Origin of the sequence: Mesorhizobium sp. CA4 (genome assembly GCF_020165075.1) — a bacterium.
Lineage (GTDB): Bacteria > Pseudomonadota > Alphaproteobacteria > Rhizobiales > Rhizobiaceae > Mesorhizobium.
The window spans coordinates 105,565-121,891 of sequence record NZ_JAIUHK010000007.1; the positions used below are offsets into that span (position 1 = coordinate 105,565).

Consider the following 16,327-nt stretch of genomic DNA (forward strand, 5'->3'; position numbering starts at 1 on the left):
AAATGCAGCCAAACCTGAAATTCTCGCGGAGCGAATTTGCCGATCGCCTCGCCAAGACGCGAAAAGCCATGGAGGCTAAAGGCGTCGATCTGCTGATCGTCAGCGATCCTTCCAACATGGCCTGGCTGACGGGCTATGACGGCTGGTCATTCTATGTGCATCAGGCCGTCATCGTGCCGCCTTCCGGCGAGCCTGTCTGGTACGGCCGCGGCCAGGACGCCAACGGCGCCAAGCGCACCGCCTATCTCGCGCATGACAACATCATCGGCTACGCCGACCATTATGTGCAGTCGACCGAGCGGCATCCGATGGATTACCTCGCCAGCGTGCTGGCCGAGCGCGGCTGGGACAAGCTGAGCATCGGCGTCGAGATGGACAATTACTGGTTTTCTGCCGCCGCTTTCGCGTCGCTGCAGAAGCACCTGCCCAACGCCCGTTTCGCCGACGCCACGGCGCTGGTCAACTGGCAGCGCGCGGTGAAGAGCCCGACCGAGATCGACTATATGCGCAAGGCCGCCCGCATCGTCGAGGCGATGCACCAGCGCATCGTCGACAAAATAGAGGTCGGCATGCGCAAATGCGACCTGGTCGCCGAGATCTACGATGCCGGCACCCGCGGCGTCGCCGGCATCGGCGGCGACTATCCGGCGATCGTGCCGCTCTTGCCGTCGGGAGCGGACGCCTCGGCGCCGCATCTCACCTGGGACGACAAGCCGATGAAGGTGAACGAAGGCACATTCTTCGAGATCGCCGGCTGCTACAACCGCTACCACTGCCCGCTGTCGCGCACTGTCTTCCTCGGCAAGCCGACGCAGGCGTTCCTCGATGCCGAGAAGGCCACACTTGAGGGCATGGAAGCAGGTCTGGCCGCCGCCAAGCCGGGCAATGCCTGCGAGGACATCGCCAATGCCTTCTTCGCCATCTTGAAAAAGTACGGCATCGTCAAGGACAACCGCACCGGCTACTCGATCGGTCTTTCCTATCCGCCGGACTGGGGCGAGCGCACCATGAGCCTGCGCCCCGGCGACCGCACCGAGCTCAAACCCGGCATGACCTTCCATTTCATGACTGGACTGTGGCTGGAGACGATGGGTCTGGAGATCACCGAGTCGATCCTGATCACCGACACCGGCGTCGAGTGCCTGGCCAATGTGCCGCGCAAGCTGTTCGTGAAGGACTGAGCCGATGTCCGCTTTGCGTCCGTCGCCGATCGCGCCGACCGTCGACTTCGAGCGCGACGGCGTCCAGCACGGCTTCCTGCGCCTGCCCTACAGCCGGGACGATTCCGCCTGGGGCTCTGTGATGATCCCGGTCTGTGTCGTGCGCAACGGCAAGGGCTCGACGGCGCTGCTCACCGGCGGCAATCACGGCGACGAGTATGAGGGGCCGCTGGCGCTTTACGAACTCGCCCGCACCCTCGATCCGAAAAATGTCTCCGGCACGGTCATCATCGTGCCGGCGATGAACTATCCGGCGTTCCGCGCCGGCACGCGCACCTCGCCGATCGACAAGGGCAACATGAACCGCTCTTTCCCTGGGCGGCCGGACGGCACGGTGACGGAGAAGATCGCCGACTATTTCCAGCGCGAGTTGCTACCGCGCGCGGACGTCGTCTTCGACTTCCACTCGGGCGGCAAAACGCTGGATTTCGTGCCGTTCTGCGCGGCGCACACGTTGCCGGACAAAGCGCAGGAGAAAAAGGCCTTCGCCGCGGTCGCGGCTTTCTCTGCGCCGTTCTCCATGCGCATGACCGAGATTGACGCGGTCGGCATGTATGACACGGCCGCCGAGGAGATGGGCAAAGTCTTCGTCACCACCGAGCTCGGCGGCGGCGGAACCTCGCGCGCCGAAACCGTACGCATCGCCCGGCGCGGCATCCTCAACGTGCTGCGCCACGCCGGCATCGTCGATGGTGCGATCGAGAAGGACAGAACTCAATGGCTCGACATGCCGTCGGGCGACTGCTTCGCCTTCGCTGAGGATGACGGCATGATCGAGACGATGGTCGATCTCGGCGAACCAGTTGAGGACGGCCAGGTTGTCGCGCGCATCCATCCGGTCGGCCGCACCGGGCAGGCGCCGCAGGAGATCAGGGCCAGGATGTCGGGGCTGCTCGCCGCGCGTCACTTCCCGGGCCTGGTCAAGGCGGGCGACTGTGTCTCGGTGCTGGCCGTGGCCGTTCGGGAATAATCCTGGCGCGGCGCCCTACTGCACCACGCGCTTCTCGAGCTTGCGGGCGAGCGTGCGCCGGTGCAGGCCGAGCCGGCGCGCGGTTTCGGAGATGTTGAAGCCGGTCTCGACCAGCGTTTCGTGGATGCGCTCCCATTCGAGATTCTTGATCGAGGTGGGGCGGCTGGTGAGCGCAACCGAGACATCGCCCTCGGCACGGCCGAAGGCGGCTTCGATGTCATCGGTGTTGGCAGGCTTGGCCAGATAATGGCAGGCGCCGAGCTTGATCGCCTCGACCGCCGTGGCGATGCTGGCAAATCCCGTCAGCACCACGATGCGCATCGACGGATTGCGGGCGCCGAGCAGCTTGACACATTCGAGCCCCGATCCCGCTCCGAGCTTGAGATCGACGACGGCGGCGGCCGGAACCACCGTTTCCAGCGCGACCAGCAGCGCCTCGCGGTCGTGGCAGACCACGACGTCGTAGTCGCGCTTTTCAAACGAGCGTTTGAGCGTCCGCGCGAAAGTCGCGTCGTCCTCGACAATAAACAAGGATCGATCAGGCTTCACGAATCGCCTCCATCGGTCAGCGCCGCCAGCGGCAGCGAAAGGGTAACGCAGGCGCCCTCCGCCATGTTGCGCGCCGAAACGTCGCCGCCGAGCTTGCGCACCACGTTGAACACCAGGAAGAGGCCCAGGCCGCCGCCCGGACGCCCCTTGCTCGACATATAGGGCTGGCCGAGCGTTGCCAGAATATCCTTGTCGAAACCCGGGCCGCGATCCTCGACGGAGAGCACCAGCTTCTCATCCTGCCGCTCGGCAGTGATGCCGACCCAATCGTGCGATGCTTCCTGCGCATTGTCGAGCACATTGAAGATCACTTGTTTCAGCGCCGTGTCGGACACGATCGGCTCGTCCGGCTCGAAACCATTGCCGTAGTCCAGCTTGATAGGCTGGCGGCTGACGCGCCATTCCTCGACGAGATCGTCGAGGAACCGGCGGATCGTGGTGCGGATGGTGCCCTCGCCCCGCGCCTGGCCGGAGGACATGAGAATGCCCGTGACGATGCCTTTGCAGCGTTCGATCTGCGCCTGCATCTCGGCCACGTCCTCGGAAAGCTCGCGGTTGCGCCTGACGCCGCGCATCTGGCGCCAGTCGGACAGGATGACCGATATGGTCGAGAGCGGTGTGCCCAGTTCATGCGCGGCACCCGAGGCCAGCAGCCCCATGCGCACGATGTGATCTTCCTCGGCCGAACGCTGGCGCAGGTCGGCGAGATAGGCATCGCGTTCGCGCAGATTGCGGTTGATGCGCGTCATGAAGATCACGATTAGCCCGGCCGCGAGCACGAAGCAGATGAACATGCCGCGCAGATGCAGCGCCAGGAGATCGCTGCCGCCATGATGCGGGAGCGCGATCGGCTGGAAAACGAAGATGAGGAAGATGAAGCAGGCCGAGGCCGCCACCACCAGGAGCCAGGTCGACCATGGGGCCAGCAGCGCGGCGCCGAGCGTGATCTGCAACAGATAGAGCGACACGAAAGGATTCGAGGCGCCGCCGCTCAGGTAAAGCTGCGTCGTCAGCGCCGCCATGTCGAAGATCAGCGCGACGAAGAGCTGCGCGTTGGAGATGCGGCGGTTGCCGCGCAGGGCGAGCAGGCTGAAGATGTTGAGCCCGACGAGGAAAAGCACCACGCCCGCCATCTCGGTGAGCGGCAGCGGGATGGCGAACCAGTATTGCGTCACCAGGATGGTCAGCACCTGCCCCGCCACCGCCAGCCAGCGCAGCTGGATGAGCAGGAGCAGGTTCTTCCTATTCGTGACGTCGGCGTTCGAGGCTCCCTGCCCAGTCGGAGGAACCGTCAGGAACGGCTTGTCGCGATGGGGCCTGGCTATCGAGATGCTCATCTCGGCGCTTCCCGCTGGGGGCGGCCGGGGGCCTGCCTGGCAAGCGCCACCGCCAGCATCCCTGCCAGGGCAAACCAGGTCAAGGCATAGATCAGATGGCTGTTGCGAAAGGTGACGACGGTGAGCCCGCCGCGCGGCCAGCCAGCAGCGCCGGAGGCCTCGGCATCGACAAAATAGGGCGCGACGTCGGTCAGGCCGCGTGCCTTGGCGATGGCATCGATGTCGCGCGAATACCAGCGATCGACAGCGGGATCGTTGCTGCGCAGGAAACCGCCGCCGGGCTCGCTGATGCGCAGCAGCCCGTCTACCGGCGCCGGTGGGGTGAGCGCGGCATTCTCCCGCTCGAACTCCGTCTTGCGCTCCTGCGGGATGAAGCCGCGGTTGACGAGGACCGTGAAACCGCGGTCGCTGCGCATCGGCGCCAGCACCCAATAGCCGCCGCCAAGCTCGGTCACCGCCTGCACCAGCGTGTTGGCGCCCCCGAGGAAATGCCCGGCCAGGCGCACATGGCGATATTCGTAGTCCGGCGCGCTCAACCTGCTCCAGTCCTGCGGGCCGGGCGCATCGACGACCGGAGCATGGACGCGCTGGTCGACGCGGGCGATCAGGTCGAGCTTCCAGACCCGCCTTTCCAGCTGCCAGATGCCGAGCCCGAGAAACACCAGGACACCGAGAAGCCCAAGCAGCGCAAGCAAGAATCGCGACGCGGAACCCTTCGAGGCCGCATGAGAGCCGATACCTGACCGGCCGGTCATGTCCGTTGCCTCTACGCTAGCCCTCCCCGCGCCCGACGCGCCCGAAATGGGATTCATGGCATCTCCCGCATCTCGTGGAGCCCGGGCATCATGTTGGCGTTGAGGTGGTACATCACCCAGAGCGAGCCGCTCAGCACGATGACGACGAGGATGACCGTGAAAATGAGCGCCAGCATCGACCATCCGCCTTCCGAGGCGGGGTTCATATGCAGGAAGAAGACCATGTGCACCACGATCTGCACCACCGCGAAGGCCATGATGATGATGGCCGTGGCCTGCTTGTTGTCGATGGCGCCGGTCATGACCATCCAGAACGGGATGGCGGTGAGAATCACCGACAGGACGAAACCGATCAGATAGCCCTTCAGCGACCCGTGCGCGGCGCCGCCATGGGTGTGGTCGTGATCGGCATGATCATGAGCGCTCATCTGAGCATCCCCATCAGATAGACGAAGGTGAAGACGCCGATCCAGACGATGTCCAGGAAGTGCCAGAACATCGAGAGGCACATAAGCCGGCGGCGGTTGGCCTTGATGAGGCCGTATCGCGCGACCTGTACCATCAGTGTCAGCATCCAGACGATGCCGAAGGTGACGTGCAGGCCGTGCGTGCCGACCAGCGTGAAAAAGGACGACAGAAACGCGCTGCGCTGCGGCGTCGCGCCTTCATGGATCATATGCGCGAATTCGTAGAGCTCGATGGAGAGGAACGCCAGGCCGAACAGCATGGTCACCGCGAGCCAGCCTTGCGTCGCGCCGACGCGACCCTTGTCCATGGTCAACATGGCAAAGCCATAGGTGATCGAGGACAGGAGCAGCATGGTGGTGTTGACCGCCACCAGACCGAGATCGAACAGGTCCTTCGGCGCCGGACCCGCCGCGTAGTTGCCGCCGAGCACGCCAAAGGCCGCGAACAGCATGGCGAAGATCAGGCAGTCGCTCATCAGATAGAGCCAGAAGCCGAGCATGGTGCTGCCGCCTTCGGCGTGCGCATGCTCCTCGTCCAGGTGGAAGACCGGCTCTGAGCCGGCCGTGATCGCCGTCGATGCCATGCTCAAGCCCTAGCCCCCTCAGCGACGAGGAGCGTCGTCCTCGCCTCTTCCGTTTGGGCGACCTCGGACGCCGGGATGTCGAAGTCGCGATGATAGTTGAAGGTATGGCCGATCGCGGTGGCGATCAGGCAGACGAAGCTCAGCGCCGCCAGCCACCATATGTACCAGATCAGGCCGAAGCCCAGCGCGACGCTGAAGGCGGCGAGGATCACCCCTGTGCCGGTGTCTTTCGGCATATGGATCGGCCTGAAGCCGGAGAGCGGGCGCCGGTAGCCGGCCTTCTTCATGTCCCACCAGGCGTCGTTGTCGCGGATGATGGGGGTGAAGGCGAAATTGTAGGCCGGCGGCGGCGAGGACGTGGACCATTCGAGCGTGCGGCCGTCCCACGGATCGCCGGTGACATCGACCAGCTCGGCCCGCTTGCGGATGGAGACGAAGATCTGAACTAGGAAGGCGGCGATGCCGCAGGCGATCAGCGCCGCGCCGAAGGCGGCGATCACGAACCAGATCTGCATTGAGGGATCGTCGAACACGCGCATGCGGCGCGTCACGCCCATCAGGCCGAGGATGTAGAGCGGCATGAAGGCGAACCAGAAGCCGAGCACCCAGCACCAGAACGAGACCTTGCCCCAGAACGGATCGAGCTTGAAGCCGAAGGCCTTGGGCCACCAATAGGCGATGCCCGCGAACAGGCCGAACAGCACGCCGCCGATGATGACGTTGTGGAAATGCGCGATCAGGAACAGGCTGTTGTGCAGCACGAAGTCGGCCGGCGGCACCGCAAGCAGCACGCCGGTCATGCCGCCGACGACGAAGGTGAGCATGAAGGCCACCGTCCACATCATCGGCAGCTCGAAGCGGATGCGGCCGCGATACATGGTGAATAGCCAGTTGAATATCTTCGCCCCGGTCGGGATCGAGATGATCATCGTGGTGATGCCGAAGAAGGAATTGACGCTGGCGCCGGAGCCCATGGTGAAGAAGTGGTGCAGCCAGACGAGATAGGACAGGATCGTGATGACCACCGTGGCGTAGACCATCGAGGTGTAGCCGAACAGGCGCTTGCCGGAGAAGGTCGAGGTGACCTCGGAGAAGACGCCGAACAGCGGCAAGATGAGGATGTAGACCTCGGGGTGGCCCCATATCCAGATGAGGTTCACATACATCATCGGGTTGCCGCCGAAGTCGTTGGTGAAGAAGTTGGTGCCGACATAGCGGTCGAGCGCGAGCAGCGTGAGCACCGCCGTCAGCACCGGGAAGGACGCCACGATCAGCACGTTGGTGCAGAGCGAGGTCCAGGTGAAGACGGGCATGCGCATCATGGTCATGCCGGGGGCGCGCATCTTGATGATGGTGCAGATCAGGTTGATGCCGGACAAGGTCGTTCCGACACCCGCCACCTGCAGCGCCCATATGTAATAATCGACGCCGACATCGGGACTGTAGTTGATGCCCGAGAGCGGCGGATAGGCCAGCCAGCCGGTACGGGCGAACTCGCCGACGAACAGCGAGGCCATCACCAGTATGGCGCCGCCGACCGTCATCCAGAAGCTGAAATTGTTGAGGAAGGGGAAGGAGACGTCGCGCGCGCCGATCTGCAGCGGCACGACGAAGTTCATCAGCCCGGTGACGAATGGCATCGCCACGAAGAAGATCATGATTACGCCGTGGGCGGTGAAGATCTGGTCGTAATGATGAGCGTTGAGATAGCCCTCGGAGCCGTTGAAGGCGATGGCCTGCTGCAGGCGCATCATGATGGCATCGGAGAAGCCGCGCAAAAGCATGACGAGGCCGAGCGCCATGTACATGATGCCGATCTTCTTGTGGTCGACGCTGGTGAACCACTCGCGCCACAGATAGCCCCAAAGCTTGAAATAGGTGACCGCGCCGAGCACCGCGAGGCCGCCGAACGCCACCACCATGAAGGTGACGACGACGATCGGCTCGTGCAGCGGCAGCGACTCCAGAGTGAGGCGGCCGAAGATGAATTTGGTCAGCGACTCAGGCATCCGCGATCCCTCACAATTCGAAGCGCAGCAGGCCGAGCGACGGCGCGCCGGCGTCGGCTCGGCGGCTGCCGGCGCCGGGCGCGAGCAGGCCAACGCCGCGCAGCGGGGACAGGTCCCTGAGCGGCCAGCTCCTGTCATCGTCACTACGGGCCGCGCGCGAAGCGGCAGCCGCCTCCTCCGCCGTGCAGATGCTTGCTACATAGGACGGATCGTTGCCGAACACCGCCCCGCGCCGCGCAAGCTTGTCATATTGCAGCGGCAGGGTGTTGCGCACGCCGGCCAGGCCAAGGCCGCCCTTGGCGTCGATCGACATCATCTCGTTCATGCACATCTTGGCGCGCTCGACGCACAGATTGAGGATCGCGCCATAGAGGTCGGGATCGACGGAGGCATAGTGGCGGACCGGCTCGTTCTCGCTCGGACGTTCGAGCTCGAGATAGGTCTCGCGACTGAGCGTAGCTTGAGCGTTTTTGGTCTGCGCCACCCACTCGCCGAAGGCCTGGTCGGAGAGGCCGTGGAACGCAAAACGCATGCCGGAGAAGCCGGCGCCGCTGTAGTTAGCCGAGAAGCCGGTATAGGTGCCCGGCCTGTTGATGACGGCGTGCAGCTTGGTCTCCATGCCGGGCATGGCGTAGATCTGCCCGGCAAGGGCCGGAATGTAGAAGGAGTTCATCACCGTGGAGGAGGTGATGCGGAAGTCGATCGGCTGGTTGAGCGGCGCCGCCAGCTCGTTGACGGAGGCAATGCCGTAATCCGGATAGATGAAGAGCCATTTCCAATCGAGCGCGACGACCTCAACCTTAAGCGGCTTGTGGTTCTGCGTGACCGGCTGTCCAGCCTCGATCCGGTCGATGCGCCGATAGGGATCGAGCAGATGCGTGCCGAGCCAGGTGAGCGCCCCGAGGCATATGATGACGAGCAGGGGAGCGGCCCAGATCACCAGTTCCAGCTTGGTCGAATGGTCCCAGTCCGGCGTATAGGTCGCCGTGGTGCTGGATTGCCGGTAGCGCCAGGCAAACAGCACGGTCAGCGCCATGACGGGCAGGATGATGAGCAGCATCAGCAGGGTCGAGACGACGAGCAGGTCGCGCTGCTGCACTGCCACGTCGCCCGCGGGCGCCAGCACGACGAAGTCGCAGCCGCTGAGCAGCACGGCCAGCGGAAAAAGAAGCAAGGCTCCGGATCGTTTCATCAAACGCTGCCCTCGATGGGCCTGCAGCAGGTCTTTGCAGGTTGCGATGCGATATGACCAACGGCTACTGCCGCCGTCACGGCGACGACATTGGACAATTTGTCCAATGCCGGATTGCTATGGCTTTGGCGAAAGTGTGCACGCATAATTGGATGACGACAACATCGCATCTGGATGACGACAATGTCGCATCTGGATGACCACAAGATCGCATCTGGATGACGACAGCGTCGCATCTGGATGACGGCAACATCGCATCGGGACGACAATCGCGTTCCGAACTTGAGCTCGGTGGCGACGGACGAGATGGCTGAAACTTCGACTGGCGATACTGACAGCAGGCTGATCGGCTCGCATCACGGCCAGGTCAGCGCGGGCGATATTGCGGTCGGCGTGATCATCGGCAGGACGTCGGAATTCTTCGATTTCTTCGTCTACGCGATCGCTTCCGTGATCGTGTTCCCCAAGCTTGTGTTTCCAACGCACGACCCGCTGGTGGGGACGCTCTATTCCTTCGCCATCTTCGCGCTGGCCTTCATCGCGCGCCCGTTCGGCACCGTGCTGTTCATGGCGATCGACCGCGCCTATGGCCGCGGCGCGAAGCTGACGATCGCGCTGTTCCTGCTCGGCACCTCGACGGTCGCCATGGCGTTCCTGCCCTCCTATGAGGATGTCGGCGCGGTCGCCGCCTGGCTGCTGGCGCTCACCCGCTTCCTGCAGGGCCTGGCGCTCGGCGGGACATGGGACGGACTGCCCTCGCTCCTGGCGCTGAATGCGCCGCAGAACCGGCGCGGCATCTATGCGATGATCCCGCAGCTCGGCGCGCCGATCGGCCTCATCGTGGCCAGCTCGCTGTTTGCCTTCTTCGTTGCCAACCTCTCGGCCGAAGACTTCTTCGCCTGGGGCTGGCGCTATCCCTTCTTCGTCGCATTCGCCATCAATGTGGTGGCGCTGTTTGCCAGGCTGCGCATCGTGGTGACGCCCGAGTTCTCGAAACTCTATGAGAGCGGCGACCTGCAGCCGACCCGCATCAGAGACATGATCCGCACGGAAGGCCGTAACGTCGTCGTCGGCGCCTTCGCGCCGCTGGCGAGCTTCGCCCTGTTCCACATGGTGACGGTGTTCCCGCTGTCCTGGGTGTTCCTGTTCACCAATGAAGGGCCGGAGCGTTTCCTGGTCATCGAGGCGGTGAGCGCGCTGTTCGGCATCGCGGCGATCGTCGCATCAGGCCCGCTGGCCGACCGCGTCGGACGGCGCGCCCTTCTCGGCGGCGGAGCCGTGGCCATCGCCGCATTCAGCGGCTTTGCCCCGCAGCTTCTCAACGGCGGCACCGTCGGCGAGACGGTGTTCATGGTGCTGGGCTTCATCCTGCTGGGCCTAAGCTTCGGGCAATCCTCGGGCGTCGTCGCATCGAGCTTCTCGCGCCGGCACCGCTATACGGGCTCGGCCGTGACGTCGGACCTCGCCTGGATGTTCGGCGCCGGCTTCGCGCCGCTTGCCGCGTTGCTGCTGGCCGGTACTTTCGGCCTTATCGCCGCCGGCGCTTACCTGCTTTCGGGCGCCGCCTGCACGCTGATCGCGCTTTGGATCGACAGGCAGGCACGCCGGGCCGACTGAACGAGCGGCGAGCTCGTTTGCAGCGGCTACCTGCGATCAGACCTGGTAAAAATCCCGATACCATTCCACGAAGCGCGGGACGCCGATCTCGATCGGGATGCTGGGCTTGAAGCCGGTCACCTCTTCGAGCGAGGTCACGTCGGCGAAAGTTGCCGGCACGTCGCCCGGCTGGAGCGGCATCATATTGCGGATGGCTTTGCGCCCAAGCGCTCCTTCCAGCACGTCGATCAGCCGGTTCAGCTCAACGGGCGAGCTGTCGCCGATATTGTGGATCCTGAACGGTGCATTGCTTGTCGCGGGATCCGGCGCGGCATTTGTCCAATCGGGATTGGGCGTCGCGGGATGATGCATGACGCGGACCACCCCCTCGACGATGTCGTCGATATAAGTGAAATCGCGCTGCATGTTGCCATGGTTGAAGACGTCGATCGGCTGGCCGGCGAGGATGGCCTTGGTGAAGATGAACAAAGCCATGTCGGGCCGTCCCCACGGACCGTAGACGGTGAAGAAGCGCAAGCCCGTTGTCGGCAGCCCGAACAGATGGCTGTAGGTGTGGGCCATCAGCTCGTTCGCCTTCTTGCTGGCGGCATAGAGGCTGAGGGGATGGTCGGCGGAATCATGCACCGAGAACGGCATGCGGGCGCTGCCGCCATAGATCGAGCTCGACGATGCATAGACGAGATGGCCGACCGAGGCCTGCCGGCACCCTTCCAGGATGTTGAGGAAGCCGTTGAGATTGCTTTGGGCGTAGACATGCGGATTGATCAGCGAATAGCGGACGCCCGCCTGCGCAGCGAGATTGACGACGATCTCCGGCGCGGCCGAGGCAAAGACCGCCGAGATGCCATCGCGGTCGGCGAGATCGACATGCTCGAAACGAAAGTTGGCGAATCCTTTCAGCCGCTCCAGCCGCGCCTGTTTGAGCGTGACGTCGTAATACTCGCTCATGGAATCGAGGCCGACAACCTGCCGGCCTTCGGCGAGCAGCTTCTGGCAAAGGTGAAACCCTATGAAGCCGGCTGCGCCGGTGATCAGGATCGGCCTGCTCGACGTCAATGCATACCCCTAACGCTGCAGTCCAAGGCCAGTCGAAAGCTTGCAACTTGTATGGCAGGCTGGCGATGAATTCAACGATACGCTTTCTTCCGCCGCTCCAATGATGCCGCCCCGCCCGGCCGTTTCCACCATGGTAAGGCAGGCGGAAATGTGATCTCAAGCCGGCGCTGATATGCGAGCGTGATCAGTGGTCGACCCCCTTCCGCACGGAATGAGATTGCGCGCACAGCCCGGAGCGGGGATTTGGTTTTCTTGGTGATCCCTGTTCCTTGAGGCAAACTGCTACCCGGGCTGTCAGGAGGAGACATGAGAGCACGCGCGGCGACGGTCGGAGATCTCGAAGATGTTTTCCGCGGCCTGTCCAAGCGAATGTCGGACGAATATGTGGCGGCCGGCAAGGACAGCAAAAGCGCCTATGACAATCTGATGATGAACCTGAAGGAAGGCCGGGCGCATGCGCTCGCGCAGGACGACAGGACGGTTGCGATCATCGCCTGGCACGAGCACGCGGACGCCGCCGATACGCTCTTTGCCGCGCGGGAGGATTTCTTCAACGCCGCGACGGTCCGCTTCTGCAAGCGGCATATCCGCCATGTCCAGGCGCTCGCCGGCAACCTTCCGGTCCATTCGCGCAGCTGGCTGGACAGGCCCGACGTCGCGAAATGGTTCCGCGTGATCGGCTATGTCGACCGGGGGCGCGAGAACGGCGCCCACCTGTTCGAGCTGCCGCCGGCCACCAATAGCTGACAAAGCAAAGCCGCCCCTGAAACGGACGCTTGCGCGAAAATCCGATTGGAAAGATTGTACGCGCAGGCAGCCGGCGAGCCGGCACGCCGGATGGGGTTTGGCTGCTGGAAATCGGGATGTTGCGCGTCTGCCTGGCTTTTGTCGCCATCGCTGCCCTGACGAGACCGTCAGGGGCGGAGCCGCGCGCATCCCATCTTTTCGACCGCTCCGACCTCGCCGCAGCCTATTCGGGCCAATCCGACGTTATCACGGCATACACCACCGGCATGGCGCGCTACCGGCTTCAATATTCGGGCTCCGCGGCCCAGGCCGGTTTGGCCGCGCCGCTCGAGCCTCGCCTGCTGCGGCCCGAATTCCAGCAACGGACATGGCGCTCGGCGGACGGCAGCCTGCTGCAGGGCTTTGCCGGCAAAGGCGGCTTTCGCTTGACGGTCGGCAACTGCGTGACCCGCATATGCATGGCCAGCGAGTGCAGCGAGGCGGGCTGGCCGCTCTATGCCTGCAGCGACGGGCGCAAGCGCAACATGTCGGTCAACAGCTTCGTGACGGCAACATTCGACGGAGTCAGCTACCGGCGGCTGAGCGCGCCGCAGGAGTGAAGTTGGACGACCCGAAGCAGGTGACGGAGCCGCTTGCGCCCATCTCGCCAAGCGTGGCATCGGTTGCGGCGTTTTGAGGCGATCGAAGAGAAAGATAGTGGCACGCCAACCCGACAGAGGATCCGCAACCCCAAAGGTCAGCCTCGCCCGAGCGCTCTCCAAGATGGGCTTCTGCTCGCGCACGCAGGCCGAGAATCTAGTCGCCGAGGGGCGCGTGCAAGTAACCGGCAAGACGGTGCGCGATGCCTTGCTGCGCATCGATCCCGACCGCGACAGCATCAGTGTCGACGGCAAGCGCGTCGTCGCCGAGCGCAAGGTCTATCTGATGCTCAACAAGCCGCGCGGGCTGGTCACCACCCGCGATGACCCGGAAGGCCGCGGCACGGTCTATGACTGCCTGGAAGGGCTCGACCTGCCCTTCGTGTCGCCGGTCGGCCGCCTTGACAAAGCGAGCGAAGGGTTGCTTTTGCTGAGCAACGACACGCGCTGGGCGAACGGACTGCTCGACCCCGCCTCGCATGTCGATAAGACCTATCACGTGCAGATCGCCGCCGCGGCCGACGAGGCGATGCTGGAGCAATTTCGTCAGGGGGCCGTCGTTGATGGCGAGTTGCTCACGGCAAGCTCGATCGCGCTGTTGCGCAGCGGCGGCCGGACAGCCTGGCTGGAGATCGTGCTCGACGAAGGACGCAACCGGCAGATCCGCAGGCTGCTCGGCGCTTTCGACATCGAGGTGCTGAGGCTGGTCAGGGTGGCGATCGGCGGCCTTCAGCTCGGCGAGCTTGCCAAGGGCAAGGCGCGGCATCTGACGAGCGAGGAGCTGGCGATCTTGTCGACTTGACGCGCCAGGCACTCCCCCTCACCCGGATTGCCAGCCGAATTGCAAAGGCAATTCGGCGCAATCCGACCTCTCCCCAAGGGGAGAGGCGGTCACCGGCACAGAAGTCAGCCTCTTCTCTCCACCGGAGGAGAAGCCGCGAAGCGGCCGGATGAGGGGGAGCCTGCGCCGCTACTTCTGGTTCCACCGCCGGATGACCGGCTCGGTCAGATCGTGCTCGTAGCCCAGGATGCTGAGGCTGGCGGTATCGAGCACGAAGTGCTCGCCACCTTGCGGCGGCAGGCCGACCCAGCGCGCGGCGAACACGCGCAGGAAATGCGAGCTGGAGAAGATGAGCACATTGCCGGCAACCGCGCGCAGCTCGGCGACGATGGCATCGGCGCGGGCGCCGACATCGGCAGCCGTCTCGCCCTGCGGACAGCCATCGCGAAACAATTGCCAGCCGGGTCGCCTGGACAGGATCTCCTTGGTCGTCACCCCTTCATAGGCGCCGTAATCCCATTCCTGCAGGTCCGGCTTCTTGACCGCGCGCTCGCCGAAGCCGGCGAGCCGGCAGGTGTCGAAGGCGCGCTGCGAGGGGCTAGACCAGATCGCCTGGAATGTCAGTCCCTTGAGCCGGTCGGCAACGGCGCGCGCGGCCTCCTCGCCTTTCGCCGTCAGCGGGATATCGGTGCGGCCGGTGTGCCTGCCCGAGAGGCTCCATTCGGTCTCGCCATGACGGACAAGATAGATCTCGGGATACACGCTGCTCATCGACCGCCCTCTCGGCTGAATGCTTCGCCGAGAATCCGGCTCGCGCAGCCTATGCGGCGGCCGACAAAAAGAACAGGCCGCGGCAGAGCCGCGACCTGTCCGGCATCGGGAGGATGCCGTTTGTCTTTCGCAATTTCGGACGGTGATCAGGCAGGTTGCAGGCCGCCCGACAGCGCAAGATCAGCCTCTTCCGGCAATTGACCGGCCATGGCGGCGGCGAATTGCTTCTGGTCGAGCTCGCCTTCCCAGCGGGCCACGACGATGGTCGCGACCGCGTTGCCTACAAAGTTGGTGAGCGCGCGGCATTCCGACATGAAGCGGTCGACGCCGAGGATCAGCGCCATGCCGGCGACCGGCACCGAGGGCACGACCGAGAGCGTGGCGGCCAAGGTGATGAAGCCGGCGCCGGTGATGCCGGCGGCTCCCTTAGAGCTCAGCATGGCGACCAGCAGAAGCAGGATCTGGTCGCCGAAGGTGAGCGGCGTGTCGGTCGCCTGGGCGATGAACAGCGCGGCAAGCGTCATATAGATGTTGGTGCCATCAAGGTTGAAGGAATAGCCGGTCGGGATGACCAGGCCGACCACCGAGCGGTTGCAGCCGGCGCGCTCCATCTTGGCCATCAGGCCGGGAAGTGCCGCTTCCGACGACGAGGTCCCGAGCACCAGCAGCAGCTCTTCCTTGATGTAGCGGATCAGCGCCAGGATGGAAAAGCCGTTGTACCATGCGACAGCGCCGAGCACGACGAGCACGAAGAGCAGCGACGTCAGATAGAAGGTGCCGATCAGGAAGGCGAGGTTGGCGATTGCGCCTATGCCGTATTTGCCGACGGTGAAGGCCATGGCGCCGAAAGCGCCGATGGGTGCGGCCTTCATCAGGATGGCGACGAGGCGGAAGACCGGCGCGGTCAGCGCCTGGAGGAAATCGACGACCGGGCGACCGCGTTCGCCGACCAGCGCCAGGGCGATGCCGAACAGCACCGAGAAGAACAGCACCTGCAGGATATCGCCCTGCGCAAAGGCGCCGGTGATGGTGTCGGGGATGATGTTCATCAGGAAGCCGACGATGGTCGTGTCATGCGCCTTCTCGGCGAAGGTCGAGACCTTCGAGGCGTCGAGCGTGGCCGGATTGATGTGCATGCCGGCGCCAGGTTGGACGACGTTGGAGACGACGAGGCCGACGACGAGCGCCAGAGTCGAGAAGACGAGGAAATAGATCATCGCCTTGCCGGCAACGCGGCCGACCTTCTGCAGGTCGGAAACGCCGGCAATGCCGGTCGCCACGGTGAGGAAGATCACCGGCGCGATCACCATCTTGACCAGCTTGATGAAGGCATCGCCAAGCGGCTTCAGCGAGGCGCCCAGGTCGGGATAGAAATGGCCAAGCAGGATGCCGGCGGCGATCGCCACCAGAACCTGGACATAGAGATGCCGGTAAAAGGGAACCTTGCCGCGCGGTTCGGCGGCAGCGATTGCTGTCTGCATGATATCCTCCATTCGGCCCCCGATCGAGAACACTCGACCTCCCTGGGAGCTGTTGACCTCCACAGCCTCGCGGCTGCTGCGGATGCATTTGCAACGCGTGTGCCAGATGACGGCCGAAGCCTCGAAATATTGATTTTGTTGGGTTTTTCGAAT

General features: G+C 64.1%; 16 protein-coding genes. 6 read left to right on the plus strand and 10 right to left on the minus strand.

Features of this window, described 5'->3' with window-relative positions; genetic code table 11:
• Positions 1 to 2: 2 nt before the first annotated feature.
• A complete protein-coding gene (doeA, locus tag LB528_RS08290; RefSeq protein ID WP_224512866.1) occupies positions 3 to 1,181 on the plus strand; it encodes an ectoine hydrolase DoeA in 1,179 nt (392 codons plus the stop codon).
• 4 nt (positions 1,182 to 1,185) lie between these two features.
• Positions 1,186 to 2,190: a N(2)-acetyl-L-2,4-diaminobutanoate deacetylase DoeB gene (gene doeB, locus LB528_RS08295; protein WP_224714482.1), complete on the plus strand. Its 1,005-nt coding sequence runs from the start codon at positions 1,186 to 1,188 to the stop codon at positions 2,188 to 2,190.
• A 15-nt stretch (positions 2,191 to 2,205) separates the two neighbouring features.
• Here doeB and LB528_RS08300 read toward each other — a convergent pair whose 3' ends face one another.
• The 7 genes from LB528_RS08300 to cyoA are packed head-to-tail and all read right to left on the minus strand — an operon-like array spanning position 2,206 to position 9,083.
• A complete protein-coding gene (locus LB528_RS08300; protein ID WP_224714483.1) occupies positions 2,206 to 2,739 on the minus strand; it encodes a response regulator transcription factor in 534 nt (177 codons plus the stop codon).
• Complete coding sequence (locus LB528_RS08305; protein WP_224714484.1) at positions 2,736 to 4,076, minus strand: ATP-binding protein; 1,341 nt, start codon at positions 4,074 to 4,076, stop codon at positions 2,736 to 2,738. Before LB528_RS08305 ends, LB528_RS08300 begins: the two co-directional genes overlap by 4 nt.
• Positions 4,073 to 4,831, minus strand: coding sequence for an SURF1 family protein (locus LB528_RS08310; protein ID WP_224714485.1), 759 nt, complete (start codon positions 4,829 to 4,831; stop codon positions 4,073 to 4,075). Before LB528_RS08310 ends, LB528_RS08305 begins: the two co-directional genes overlap by 4 nt.
• Positions 4,832 to 4,884: 53 nt before the next feature.
• Entirely contained in the window at positions 4,885 to 5,259 is a 375-nt protein-coding gene (locus tag LB528_RS08315) for a cytochrome o ubiquinol oxidase subunit IV (RefSeq protein WP_224714486.1), read from the minus strand.
• On the minus strand, positions 5,256 to 5,882 hold the full coding sequence (cyoC, locus tag LB528_RS08320) for a cytochrome o ubiquinol oxidase subunit III (RefSeq protein ID WP_224714542.1): 627 nt from the start codon (positions 5,880 to 5,882) through the stop codon (positions 5,256 to 5,258). The genes LB528_RS08315 and cyoC overlap by 4 nt, the downstream gene beginning before the upstream one ends.
• Positions 5,883 to 5,884: 2 nt before the next feature.
• Positions 5,885 to 7,891, minus strand: a complete 2,007-nt coding sequence (gene cyoB / locus LB528_RS08325) for a cytochrome o ubiquinol oxidase subunit I (RefSeq protein ID WP_224714487.1) — start codon at positions 7,889 to 7,891, stop codon at positions 5,885 to 5,887.
• A gap of 10 nt (positions 7,892 to 7,901) precedes the next feature.
• Positions 7,902 to 9,083: a ubiquinol oxidase subunit II gene (cyoA, locus tag LB528_RS08330; RefSeq protein WP_224714488.1), complete on the minus strand. Its 1,182-nt coding sequence runs from the start codon at positions 9,081 to 9,083 to the stop codon at positions 7,902 to 7,904.
• 306 nt (positions 9,084 to 9,389) lie between these two features.
• Here cyoA and LB528_RS08335 point away from each other — a divergent pair, with 306 nt between their 5' ends.
• A complete protein-coding gene (locus LB528_RS08335; protein WP_224714489.1) occupies positions 9,390 to 10,700 on the plus strand; it encodes an MFS transporter in 1,311 nt (436 codons plus the stop codon).
• A 36-nt stretch (positions 10,701 to 10,736) separates the two neighbouring features.
• Here LB528_RS08335 and LB528_RS08340 read toward each other — a convergent pair whose 3' ends face one another.
• On the minus strand, positions 10,737 to 11,756 hold the full coding sequence (locus LB528_RS08340; RefSeq protein ID WP_224714490.1) for an NAD-dependent epimerase: 1,020 nt from the start codon (positions 11,754 to 11,756) through the stop codon (positions 10,737 to 10,739).
• 306 nt (positions 11,757 to 12,062) lie between these two features.
• Here LB528_RS08340 and LB528_RS08345 point away from each other — a divergent pair, with 306 nt between their 5' ends.
• From LB528_RS08345 to LB528_RS08355, 3 genes are all read left to right on the plus strand, one after another.
• Complete coding sequence (locus LB528_RS08345) at positions 12,063 to 12,503, plus strand: hypothetical protein (protein WP_224714491.1); 441 nt, start codon at positions 12,063 to 12,065, stop codon at positions 12,501 to 12,503.
• A 116-nt stretch (positions 12,504 to 12,619) separates the two neighbouring features.
• Positions 12,620 to 13,102, plus strand: coding sequence for a hypothetical protein (locus tag LB528_RS08350; protein WP_224714492.1), 483 nt, complete (start codon positions 12,620 to 12,622; stop codon positions 13,100 to 13,102).
• Positions 13,103 to 13,199: 97 nt separating this feature from the next.
• The gene (locus LB528_RS08355) at positions 13,200 to 13,943 is read left to right on the plus strand and encodes a pseudouridine synthase (protein WP_224714493.1); all 744 of its coding nucleotides are present in this window, start codon (positions 13,200 to 13,202) and stop codon (positions 13,941 to 13,943) included.
• Positions 13,944 to 14,111: 168 nt separating this feature from the next.
• Here the strand turns inward: LB528_RS08355 and LB528_RS08360 are convergent, their stop codons facing one another.
• Positions 14,112 to 14,693, minus strand: a complete 582-nt coding sequence (locus LB528_RS08360; protein WP_224714494.1) for a histidine phosphatase family protein — start codon at positions 14,691 to 14,693, stop codon at positions 14,112 to 14,114.
• Positions 14,694 to 14,839: 146 nt separating this feature from the next.
• On the minus strand, positions 14,840 to 16,174 hold the full coding sequence (locus LB528_RS08365) for a dicarboxylate/amino acid:cation symporter (protein WP_224714495.1): 1,335 nt from the start codon (positions 16,172 to 16,174) through the stop codon (positions 14,840 to 14,842).
• Between the last annotated feature and the right edge of the window lie 153 nt (positions 16,175 to 16,327).

Bases quoted from the DNA above. Each gene is read 5' to 3' on its own strand.
- doeA (WP_224512866.1), top strand. From the start codon at position 3: ATGCAGCCAAACCTGAAATTCTCGCGGAGCGAATTTGCCGATCGCCTC.
- doeB (WP_224714482.1), top strand. From the start codon at position 1,186: ATGTCCGCTTTGCGTCCGTCGCCGATCGCGCCGACCGTCGACTTCGAG.
- LB528_RS08305 (WP_224714484.1), bottom strand. From the start codon at position 4,076: ATGAGCATCTCGATAGCCAGGCCCCATCGCGACAAGCCGTTCCTGACG.
- LB528_RS08310 (WP_224714485.1), bottom strand. From the start codon at position 4,831: ATGACCGGCCGGTCAGGTATCGGCTCTCATGCGGCCTCGAAGGGTTCC.
- LB528_RS08315 (WP_224714486.1), bottom strand. From the start codon at position 5,259: ATGAGCGCTCATGATCATGCCGATCACGACCACACCCATGGCGGCGCC.
- cyoC (WP_224714542.1), bottom strand. From the start codon at position 5,882: ATGGCATCGACGGCGATCACGGCCGGCTCAGAGCCGGTCTTCCACCTG.
- cyoB (WP_224714487.1), bottom strand. From the start codon at position 7,891: ATGCCTGAGTCGCTGACCAAATTCATCTTCGGCCGCCTCACTCTGGAG.
- cyoA (WP_224714488.1), bottom strand. From the start codon at position 9,083: ATGAAACGATCCGGAGCCTTGCTTCTTTTTCCGCTGGCCGTGCTGCTC.
- LB528_RS08335 (WP_224714489.1), top strand. From the start codon at position 9,390: ATGGCTGAAACTTCGACTGGCGATACTGACAGCAGGCTGATCGGCTCG.
- LB528_RS08345 (WP_224714491.1), top strand. From the start codon at position 12,063: ATGAGAGCACGCGCGGCGACGGTCGGAGATCTCGAAGATGTTTTCCGC.
- LB528_RS08350 (WP_224714492.1), top strand. From the start codon at position 12,620: ATGTTGCGCGTCTGCCTGGCTTTTGTCGCCATCGCTGCCCTGACGAGA.
- LB528_RS08360 (WP_224714494.1), bottom strand. From the start codon at position 14,693: ATGAGCAGCGTGTATCCCGAGATCTATCTTGTCCGTCATGGCGAGACC.
- LB528_RS08365 (WP_224714495.1), bottom strand. From the start codon at position 16,174: ATGCAGACAGCAATCGCTGCCGCCGAACCGCGCGGCAAGGTTCCCTTT.